The organism is Mycobacterium sp. VKM Ac-1816D (assembly GCF_000416385.1).
GTDB lineage: Bacteria > Actinomycetota > Actinomycetes > Mycobacteriales > Mycobacteriaceae > Mycobacterium > Mycobacterium neoaurum_A.
In genome coordinates this window covers 1-10,296 of sequence record NZ_AOHQ01000077.1, presented here as the reverse complement: position 1 = coordinate 10,296, position 10,296 = coordinate 1, and the positions used below count along the sequence as shown (strand labels likewise).

The 10,296-nt window shown below is 64.4% G+C and carries 8 protein-coding genes; 4 read left to right on the top strand and 4 right to left on the bottom strand.

Annotated elements, in window-relative coordinates; genetic code table 11:
• The first annotated feature begins 122 nt into the window (after positions 1 to 122).
• The 3 genes from G154_RS00215 (at position 123) to G154_RS00205 (ending at position 4,689) form a co-directional block, all read left to right on the top strand.
• Positions 123 to 971 (top strand): SDR family oxidoreductase, encoded by an 849-nt coding sequence (locus G154_RS00215; protein WP_019514657.1) that lies wholly within the window; start codon positions 123 to 125, stop codon positions 969 to 971.
• Between the two features lie 53 nt (positions 972 to 1,024).
• A complete protein-coding gene (locus G154_RS00210) occupies positions 1,025 to 4,174 on the top strand; it encodes a cytochrome P450 (protein WP_019514656.1) in 3,150 nt (1,049 codons plus the stop codon).
• An 83-nt stretch (positions 4,175 to 4,257) separates the two neighbouring features.
• Positions 4,258 to 4,689 carry a hypothetical protein gene (locus G154_RS00205; protein WP_019514655.1) on the top strand — a complete coding sequence of 144 codons (432 nt, stop codon included), beginning with the start codon at positions 4,258 to 4,260 and terminating at the stop codon, positions 4,687 to 4,689.
• Here G154_RS00205 and G154_RS00200 read toward each other — a convergent pair.
• From G154_RS00200 to G154_RS00190, 3 genes are all read right to left on the bottom strand, one after another.
• Positions 4,679 to 7,546, bottom strand: a complete 2,868-nt coding sequence (locus tag G154_RS00200; RefSeq protein ID WP_019514654.1) for an RND family transporter — start codon at positions 7,544 to 7,546, stop codon at positions 4,679 to 4,681. The genes G154_RS00205 and G154_RS00200 overlap by 11 nt on opposite strands.
• Positions 7,543 to 7,989 (bottom strand): MmpS family transport accessory protein, encoded by a 447-nt coding sequence (locus G154_RS00195; RefSeq protein WP_023986007.1) that lies wholly within the window; start codon positions 7,987 to 7,989, stop codon positions 7,543 to 7,545. The genes G154_RS00200 and G154_RS00195 overlap by 4 nt, the downstream gene beginning before the upstream one ends.
• Before the next feature lie 248 nt (positions 7,990 to 8,237).
• On the bottom strand, positions 8,238 to 8,717 hold the full coding sequence (locus G154_RS00190) for a hypothetical protein (RefSeq protein ID WP_131701335.1): 480 nt from the start codon (positions 8,715 to 8,717) through the stop codon (positions 8,238 to 8,240).
• Between the two features lie 319 nt (positions 8,718 to 9,036).
• On the opposite strand from G154_RS00190, the gene G154_RS00180 reads away from it, so the two are divergent.
• Positions 9,037 to 10,199, top strand: a protein-coding gene (locus G154_RS00180) for an IS3 family transposase (RefSeq protein ID WP_110807167.1) whose coding sequence is annotated in 2 segments (ribosomal slippage) — positions 9,037 to 9,321 and positions 9,324 to 10,199 — 1,161 coding nt in all. Because the reading frame shifts where the segments join, the coding sequence is not laid out codon by codon here.
• On the opposite strand, the gene G154_RS26995 is transcribed toward G154_RS00180, so the two are convergent.
• A complete protein-coding gene (locus G154_RS26995) occupies positions 10,187 to 10,282 on the bottom strand; it encodes a hypothetical protein (protein WP_237742470.1) in 96 nt (31 codons plus the stop codon). The genes G154_RS00180 and G154_RS26995 overlap by 13 nt on opposite strands.
• Between the last annotated feature and the right edge of the window lie 14 nt (positions 10,283 to 10,296).

Sequence of the window (10,296 nt, the reverse complement as noted above, 5' to 3'; positions counted from 1 at the left end):
CAGCGGCGTAAGGCGTTGTCGGAGGCGGCATACCACGATTCTAAAGACAGGGTCCGACACGTAGCATTCACGAAATCGGGCACACGTCGCCTGCGACGGTATCGGCATGCGAGGAGAGTTCGATGGTACGCACACCCGCACACCGGAGGCGCCTGACACCGCTGCGCCGGTCACGCATCAGCGCCTACCGCGGCGGCTGGGCACTGGTGACCGGCGCGGCCCGCGACGTGGGCCTGGGATATGCCTTTTCGCGACAATTGGCCGCAGAGGGGCTCAATCTGATCCTGGTAGACCTCCTCGCCGACGAGCTGTCCGCACGCGCCGCGGAGTTACGCGGCGAGTTCGGCATCGACGTGGTGGTCGTGGCATGCGATATGGCCGATCCGACGGCCATCGATCGGATCGAGCGCGCGGCCGCCGGTATCGATGTCGACGTGCTGGTGTGCAATCACATGTTCACCCCGCCGGAGACACCCAGGATCCTGGACATGCCGTTGGACACCCACCGCCGGATGATCGATATCAACTCCCGCGGTTATACCGACCTGGTACATGTCTTCGGCAATCAGATGCGCGGTCGCGGAAGCGGATCGATCATCATGGTGGCATCGGGGGTGGGCCTCACATCGAGTCCGTTCACCGGCGCCTACGGCGCAAACAAGGCCTTCCAGATCGGTCTCGGCGAGGCGCTGTGGTACGAGCTGCGCGGCACCGGTGTCGATGTCCTTGTCATGGTCGGCGGGCTGATGAACACCCAGGGTGACATGTTCGATCGGTATCCGCAGTGGCTCATCTCCGAGCCGCGTGATGTGGTCCGTCGAGTGTTCGCTGCGGTGGGCCGCAAGCACATGGTGGTGCCGAGCCTGCCCAACCGGTTGTTCCTGCTGGTCCAGACCCGGTTGATGTCGCGCCGCCGGGCCGTCCTCTCGATCGGGGACTTCATGGCGAAGGGGTTGGGCAAGGAGGACTGAGCTGATTGTCGATTATTGACGGTCGGGTCAGGTGAACGCCTTACGCTGCGTGCATGACCGAGTTCGCGCCGTCGCTGCCCCCGACGCTCGATGACATCGTTTCCGCCGAGGGGCATGCGTTTCCCGCCGGGGCGGAGCTGGCCGGCCGTCCATACGCGCTGCCGATCGACCTGCTCGGTGAGCGTTACGGGCCGATCTTCTACGCCGACTTCAACGGGTTCCGCAAGCTTTACGTCTGCTCGATGGACCTTGTCGACGAGCTCTGCGACGAGGCGAGATTCGCCAAGAACATCACCCAGACTCTCGACCGCGTGCGGCCACTGGCCGGCGACGGCCTGTTCACGGCGTATCGCGGGGAACCAAACTGGCAGAAGGCACACGATGTCCTGTTACCGGGGTTCAGCTATGCCGGATTACGCAGTTACCACGAGGCGATGCTGGACATCAATGCCGAGCTGATCAGCCGGTGGGACGCTCGGGTGGGTCAGCGCCGGGTGAACGTCTCCGACGATCTGCAGAAGCTGGCGATGGACACCGTGGCGCTGGCCGGTTTCGGCGCCCGGTTCGCGTCATTCGACCACGACGAGCTGGCGCCGATCCCGCAATGCTTCATGTCCGCGCTGACCGAGGCGGTAACCCACGGTGAGACAGCGGAATTCATCGCGGGCCGGACGGAGCTACACAATTACTTCGACGAGCTGATCACCGGGCACCGCGCCGCCGGAACCGGTGCGGATCTGCTCTACGTCATGCTGGGCCAGGATGGTAGCTCTGCGCTTGACACCGCGAACATTCGCAATCAGATCATGACATTCCTGATCGCGGGGCAACTCACCACGTCCGAGCTCATGCCCAATACCGTCTACAACCTGATCCACCACCCGGCGGCGCTGGATCGCGTGCGCCGCGAGGTCGATGCGGTGTTCGGCACCGATGACGACTACCTGCCCAGCTACGACGATATCGGCAAGCTCGGCTATCTACGCCAGGCCATCAGCGAGACGCTGCGGTTGTCCCCACCCGTGCTGACCTTCGACCGGATGGCCCTGGCCGACACCGTCATCGGTGGGAAGTACCCGATCAAAGCCGGAGAGGCGGTCACCGTTCTGGTCGGCGCGCTACATCGGCAGCCACAGTGGGGTGACAACGTCGAACTGTTCGACCCCGACCGGTTCGATCCGGATCAGGTAGCCGGCCGCTCGTCGGCGTTGTTCAAACCGTTCGGCACCGGAGAACGGTCCTGTATCGGGCGGCAGTTCGCCCTCCACGAAGCGACCATGCTGATCGCACGGTTGGTGCACCGGTATCGCCTGGTGGACTCGCAACACTATGTCCTGCAATGGGAAAGCTCGCTGAGTCGACGACCGATCGGTTTCGAGGTCGATCTGGTGCGGCGCACCGCCACGGAGCGCACCTCGACCGCGTCGGCGGTTGCGGCACCGACGGTATCGGACGGCACGTCGGCGTCCTCACCGGTTCGGGCCGGCACCACCCTGGCGGTACTGCACGGGTCCAACCTCGGCACGTGTCGGGCTCTGGCCACCCAACTTGCCGAGGAGGCGGCCGACATCGGTTGCACCACAACGGTCGGACCGCTCGATGATGCCGCACACGGGCTGCCCGACGCCGATGTGATCCTCATCGTCGCGTCCTCCTACAACGGGCAACCCACCGACGACGCCAAGCAATTCACCACATGGCTGTTCGGCGACCAGGCGGCGATGTCTGCCGACACCCGCTTCGCCGTCCTCGGCGTCGGGGATCACAACTGGGCCGAGACCTATCAGGCGGTGCCGATCGCGATCGACGACAGGCTGACCGCGCTCGGCGCCCAGGCGCTGGTGCCCCGCGGCGCAGCTGACACCTCGGGTGACATGACCGGTGCGCTGGAGGAGTTCACATCGGCACTCTGGTCGGCGATGTCGGAGCTGTTCGGCGATCCGGATGCCGCGCCACTGACCGACAGCGACGAACCGTTGTACGACCTGACGCTCATCACCGGACCGATCACCGCCGCGATCGACGCCCGTTTTGCGGTGACCCCGATGACCGTGGTCCTCAACGACGAGCTGGTCGGTAATGACAACTCGCTGGGCCAGGGCAAACGATATGTCCGAGTGACACTTCCCGACGACGTCGACTACTCCACCGGCGATCATCTGACCGTCCTGGCCGATAATCCACCCGAGGCGGTGGAGGCAGCGGTGAACCTGCTGGGCATCGACCCGCAGCTACGGTTGTCGATCAACCCGCGCCGCACGTCGCGACGACTGATCGCACTCGACCGCGAAGTCAGCGTCAGTGAACTGCTCACCCACTTCGTCGAGTTACGTAAGCCGGCCACCCGTAGCCAACTGCGAAAACTGGCCGCCGCCAACCCATGCCGCCCCGAACAGGAACGCCTTCAAGCACTGGCCGAGTCCGACGATCCGTGCCCGCTCAGCCCCATCGAGTGTCTGCAGGAGTTCCCCGCGTGCGCTCTGACCGGTGCCGAGCTGCTCGAGATGCTGGAACCCATGACCCCGCGCCACTACTCCATCGCATCATCGTCACGGCTGTCGCCCAAGGAGGTGGCGCTGATCGTCAGCGTGCTGGATGCCCCGGCACGATCCGGTCGCGGACTCTTCAAGGGGGTGGCGTCCAATCACCTGGCCGACATCGCCCCCGGCGCGTGTGTGCGGGCTCGCGTCGACCCGGCCCGACAGGCGTTCCGCGCGGGGGCCGACCCGGAGAAGAATGTGATTCTGGTGAGCGCGGGGACCGGGGTGGCACCGTTCTGCGGTTTTCTCGGGGATCGGCTGGCGGCCAAGCAGAGTGGCGCCCCCTTCGCACCAGCACTGTGCTTCTTCGGCGTGCGGGATCCCGACGTCGACTACATCTTCCGCGATCTGTTCGAGGATGCCGAACGGCAGGGCATCGTCTCGATGCGGCCGGCGTTCTCGCGAGCGCCCCAGGCCGGGGTGCGTTATGTGCAGGACCGGATCGCCGCCGATGCCGACGATGTCTGGGCCCTCATCGGTGATCCCGCCAAGGACACCCATGTGTTCGTCTGCGGTGACGGGGCGAAGATGGCACCGGCTGTGCGCGAGGCGTTTCGGGATATCTACCGGGCCCGCACCGGTGCCGATGACGACGGGGCGCGCGAGTGGCTGGAGGTCATGGTCGCCTCCGACCATTACGTCGAGGACGTGTGGGCTGGGTGATGGGGCGGGGTGCTCCCACTCGCAGCGATTACACAGTTAGCTAAGGTAACCTTCTACACCTCGGACTGTAGGAGGGGCTACCGATGATCTGGGGCGAGCTGACAATCCTCGACGGCATCATGGCGGCGGTCTTCGCCACCTGCGTCTTCGTCTACATCACCCGACTGGAGAACCGGACGCCGCACCCGATGGGCGAACAGGTCGGTGCGCACAAAGCGGTGTTGGCCAAGGTGCGCAAGCGCGAGCCGATCACCCAGGACGAGTACGACTACGCCCGCGAACTGGTCGCCGACGCGCGCTCTCCCCTGGCGCTGGCCATCCCGGCCACGCTGTTCTGCATGGGCCTCTTCTACGTCGTCGGCTGCCTGTACGAGCTGCATGTGCACGGTGGCAACCCGTCGTTCCGCACCTTCATCGGCGGTATCCCCATGCTCACGTCGATGAACATGGCGGCCCAGTTGCGCCGCGTCGCGCGCATGGGGGGCAAGCTCGACGGCATCGCCGTCACGTCCTAGCCACCACCGGGTCGTCGTCCTCCCACAGCCGCAACTGCTGGTTCGTCGCGCGCGGCCGCATCGTCGCGCTGGCCGGTCGCTGCCGTACCCGCAACGGCCACCAGAACCACCTGCCGAGCAGCGCGGCGATGGCGGGCGTCATGAACGACCGCACGATCAGCGTGTCGAACAACAATCCCAGTGCGATCGTCGTGCCGATCTGTCCGAGGATCTTCAGATCGGCGAACACGAAGGACGCCATGGTCGCCGCGAACACCAGACCGGCGGCCGTGACCACCGCGCCCGACCCGCCCATGGCGCGGATGATGCCGGTGTTCAAGCCGGCGTCGATCTCCTCCTTGAACCGCGATATCAGCAGTAGGTTGTAGTCCGAGCCGACCGCGAGCAACAGGATGATGGCCAGTGCCAACACGATCCAGAACAACTCGGTGCCCAGGATGTCCTGCCAGATCAGCACCGAGAGACCGAACGACGCGCCCAGCGACAGCGCCACGGTGCCGACGATCACCAGTGCGGCGACGATGCTCCTGGTGATGAACACCATCACCAGCAGGATCAGGCAGAGTGCGGCGATCGCCGCGATCATCAGGTCGTACTTGGCGCCGTCCTGAATGTCCTTGTACGTGGCGGCGGTACCGGCCAGGTAGATCTTCGAACCGGCCAGCGGGGTGCCCTTGACGGCCTCCTGCGCGGCGTGCCGGATCGCGTCGATATGCGAGATCCCTTCCGGGGTGGCGGGATCGCCGTCGTGGGTGATGATCATGCGGGCCGCTTTGCCGTCCGGTGACATGAACAGCTTCATGCCGCGGACGAATTCGGGGTTGGTGAAGGCTTCCGGCGGCAAATAGAACGAGTCGTCGGTCTTGGATGCGTCATACGCCTTGCCCAGCGCGGTGGCATTCTCCAGGGCTGCTGCCGCCTGGTCGTTCAGCCCCGAGGTGGTGGCGTAATTGGTCATCGTCAGGTCGCGGTTGGTTTCCTGGCTCTGGATCTGCGGCGGGATGAGGGCCAACAGCTTGGGTTGTAGCGCGTCGAGCTGGGCGATACTGCCCGAGACATTGTTCAGCTGGTCGGTGAGGGCGTCGACACCGTCCAGCGCATCGAACAGCGACCGGATGGCCGCACACATCGGGATGTCGAAACAGTGTGGTTCCCAGTAGAAGTAGTTGCGCAGCGGCCGGAACTGATCGTCGAAGTTGGCGATCTTGTCGCGTAGGTCCTCGGCGGTCTGGACGGTCTGCTCGAAGGCTTTGGACTGGGCGTCGGTGACGGCGCTGGACTGCTGTTGCAGCGCATACTGCTGGCGCAGGATGTCGATCGAATTGTTGATCACGTCAACCTGTTTGAGCAGGTCTTGGCCGCGGGCCTGTTGGAAGGGCAGGTTGTTGATCTGTGATGCGCTGCTCGCGCTGATCTGGAACGGGATCGATGTGTGATCCAGCGGCGTGCCCAGCGGACGGGTGATCGATTGGACTTGGGCGATGCCGTCGGTATGGAAGACCGCCTTGGCCACCCGTTCCAGCAGGATCATGTCGGTGGGATTACGCAGATCGTGGTCGGTTTCGATCATCAGCAGTTCGGGATTGAGTCTGGCTTGCGAAAAGTGCTGTGCCGCCGCCGTGTAGCCGACGTTGGCGGGAGCGCTCGCCGGCAGGTAGGGCTTGGCGTCGTAGCTCGTCTTGTACTGCGGGAGGGCGAGCAGACCGATGAGCGCGATGGCGATGGTGGCCGCCAGGATCGGCCCGGGCCATCGGACGATCGCCGTGCCGATCCGTCGCCAACCGCGGGTTTGCATGGGGCGGGCCGGTTCGAAAAGCCCGAAATGCCTGCCGATGGAGATAAGTGCGGGCGCCAGGGTCAACGCGGCGATGACCGCGACGAGCACGCCGGTGCCGGCCGGGACGCCCAGGCTCTGGAAGTACGGCAGCCGGGTGAAGGTCAGACACAGCACGGCTCCGGCGATCGTCAGGCCCGAGCCCAGGATGATGTGTGCGGTGCCGTGGTACATGGTGTTGAACGCGTTGACACGATCCTGGCCGGCGTAGCGCGCCTCGTGAAATCGGCCGAGCAGGAAGATCGCGTAGTCGGTGCCGGCGGCGATCACCAACAGCGTGAGCAGGTTGGTCGAATAGGTCGACAGCTCGATGATCCCGGCGTTGGCGAGCACGGCGACCACGCCGCGTGAGGCGGTCAGTTCGATCATCACCGTGAAGATCACCAGGAACACCGTCGTGAGGCGACGATAGAGCCAGAACAGCATGACCGCGATGACCAGGAGCGTGATGATGGTGGTCTTCAGCGTGCCGTGGCGGCCGACCTCGAACTGGTCGGTGACCAGGGGTGCCGCGCCGGTGACGTACACCCGCAGGCCCTCGGGCGGCGGGCTGTCGGCGACGATATCGCGCACCGCGTCGACGGATTCGTTGGCCAGCGACTCCCCCTGGTTGCCGGCCAGGTAGAGCTGGACCAGCGCCGCTTTACCGTCGGAGCTCTGGGAGCCGGCCGCGGTCAGCGGGTCACCCCAGAAGTTGTCGATGTGCTGGACGTGCGTGGTGTCGGCCGAGAGCTTGGCGACCAGGTCGTCGTAGTAGTGGTGCGCCTCGGCGCCCAGCGGTTGATCGCCTTCCAGGACGATCATCGCCGAGCTGTCGGAGTCGAACTCTTGGAAGACCTTGCCGATCTGCTTGCTGGCTTGCAGGGAGGGTGCATCCTGTGGGCTCAGCGAGACGTTGTGTTGTTCGGCGACGGTCTCCAGCTGTGGGACGAAGACGTTGGTGACGACCGCCAGTGCCAGCCAGAACAGCGCGATGAGCACCGAGTACCGGCGGATGAAATCAGGAATGCGATTACTGCTCATCCGGACTTGTCCAAGCAATAGGTGAAGGCGTTGACGTTGTCGGTGGTGCGCTCGTCCTTGACGGCGTCGTCGATGGTGATCCGGCAGCCGATCCAGTCACCGGTGCCCTGCGCGGTGATGTTGACGAAGACGGCGGGTTGGGTGGTCGTCGCGTCGTAGGCCCACGGCAGACCGACGTTATCGGCGCGCTGCGGCTGGGCGTCGACGTCGAGGTAGGTGATGGTCGCCGCCGCCCCGGGCGGGCCGTATACCTCCAGCACCACATGCTTGGGATTGAACGGGACGATCTGATCCGCCGCACCGTTGGGCGTGGAGACGACATCCTGCGATGCGAAGACACCGTGTAGGCGGTAGACGGCGAATCCGGCGATCGCGATGACCACGACCGCCGTGACGAGCGTCCACCGCCGCATCAAATGGCTCCCGAGGGAAACCCGTTGCATCCGTTACCCTTTCATCAGCGTTGACCGATGCCGGCAGCGGCAATCCCGTTAGGAACGCTAATAAACTTAGTTGACACTACGGTATGGGATCGGACTCCACAACAGATATCGCCGCGCCCGAAAGAGCCACGCTCACAGCGATTTAGCAGGGAATCCACAGGATGAATGAGGGCGGGATTGCTTGGACAACCGGCCATCGACCCCGGTCAAACCCGCAAGCCCTCGACGGGCACCGGAACAGGCCTTCGTCATTCGCGCATTGATTGCGCTAACCTGCGGCGCCGCATGATGAGCACGATGCTGCAAGCTCCGACGTATGTCGGGATCATGATGATCCAGAACCATTTGCTGCCGATGGACACTTCCGGAGCTTGCATCCAGTCATCCAGCCACGTAGCGATGAGCATGACGGCCGCAGACCAGCCAAACATGATGCTGTAGCCGATCACCAAACGCTCGCGATTCATGCACTCGATCGCCACAGCAGAAGTGACGAAGAGGGAGAGCGCAGTGACGATCAGGACCACAGCCTGCCCTGGCGGCCGTCCGACGTACCCGAGCGCCACAGCGGCAAGATAGCCGAACCCACCAGTGATCAGGATCGACAGGGATCGGGTGACGACGTCGCGGTAGAAGGACTCTTCCCTCAGCCAGCCGCCCACGACCGCGGTGACTGGCCGCCTCCTCGACGGCTCACCGGTGGCCCAATCTGGTTCATAGAACGACATGCCGACTCCCCCTTGCCCACTGTTGCTGGCCGCGCGGGGCCACCGGCCGCAACTAACCTCTCCCCTAGCTGTTGCCGATAGCCTGCGTGCGATTCTGCACATCTAAAATTGAAACAGTGGCGCCGCGCCGGAGTGATCTTTGCCTGATCCTGAAGAGCCGCTCCCCCAGCTCGTGATGGTGTGGCCATCCCAGGAACCATCAGCCGGAGCAGAAAGCCACCCGTCAACCGGGGTAATACACCTCTAAAGGGGTCTGCTGCACGATCAGGTGACATCTGAGTTGGCTTGCCCATCGTGGGCAGGCTGGAAGGATGTCATTGTGCCTAAGCCCTACCCCCGCGAGTTCCGCGACGATGTTGTGCGGGTCGCTCGCAATCGCGACGACGGTGTGACGATCGAGCAGATCGCCTCCGATTTCGGGGTGCATCCGATGACGCTGCACAAGTGGATTCGCCAGGCCGATATCGACGCGGGCACCAAGCCCGGCAAGAGCACCGGCGAGTCCGCGGAGCTACGGGATGCGCGGCGTCGGATCAAGCTGTTGGAGCAGGAAAACGAGGTCCTGCGCCGGGCGACCGCGTACTTGTCGCAGGCCAATCTGCCGGGAAAAGGCTCTACCCGCTCGTAAGTGAGCTCGCCGCCGACGGGATTCCCGTCGCGGTGACGTGCCGGGTGCTCAAGCTCGCCCGCCAGCCCTATTACCGCTGGCGGGCTAATCCGATCACCGCCGGCGAGATCACGGAGGCCTACCGCGCCAACGCCCTGTTCGACGCTCACAAAGACGATCCGGAGTTCGGCTACCGCTACCTGGTCGAGGAGGCCCGCGAGGCCGGCGAGCCGATGGCCGAGCGCACCGCGTGGCGGATCTGCACCCGCAATCGGTGGTGGAGTGTGTGCGGGAAGAAGCGAGGCAAGAACGGCAAAGCGGGCCCGCCGGTGCACGATGATCTCGTCGAGCGTGACTTCACCGCTAACCGGCCAAATCGGTTGTGGCTCAGCGACATCACCGAGCACCACACCGGCGAAGGGAAACTCTATCTGTGTGCGATCAAGGACGTGTTCTCCAACCGCATCGTCGGATATTCGATCGACTCAAGGATGAAGTCCCGGTTGGCCACCGCCGCCCTCGGTAACGCGGTGGCACGCCGGGGTGCCGTGGCCGGATGCATTGTGCACAGCGATCGCGGATCTCAGTTCAGGTCAAGACGATTCGTGCATGCACTGAGCCGCTATGAGATGGTCGGCTCCATGGGTCGCGTCGGGGCGGCGGGCGACAATGCCGCGATGGAGAGTTTCTTCAGCCTGCTGCAGAAGAACGTCCTCAACCGCCGCCGCTGGGATACCCGCGAAGAGCTGCGCATCGCGATCGTCACGTGGATCGAACGGACCTACCATCGGCGCCGACGTCAGGCCGGGCTCGGACGGTTGACCCCGATCGAATTCGAAGCAATCATGACCACACCGGCCAGTCAGGTCGCGTGATCGAAACTGTCACCTGATCGTGCAGCAGACCCATGCGACCGATCCACGAGTCCTTCAAGACCATGCGCCTCATACCGGGCCAACCACGAGTGCAGCG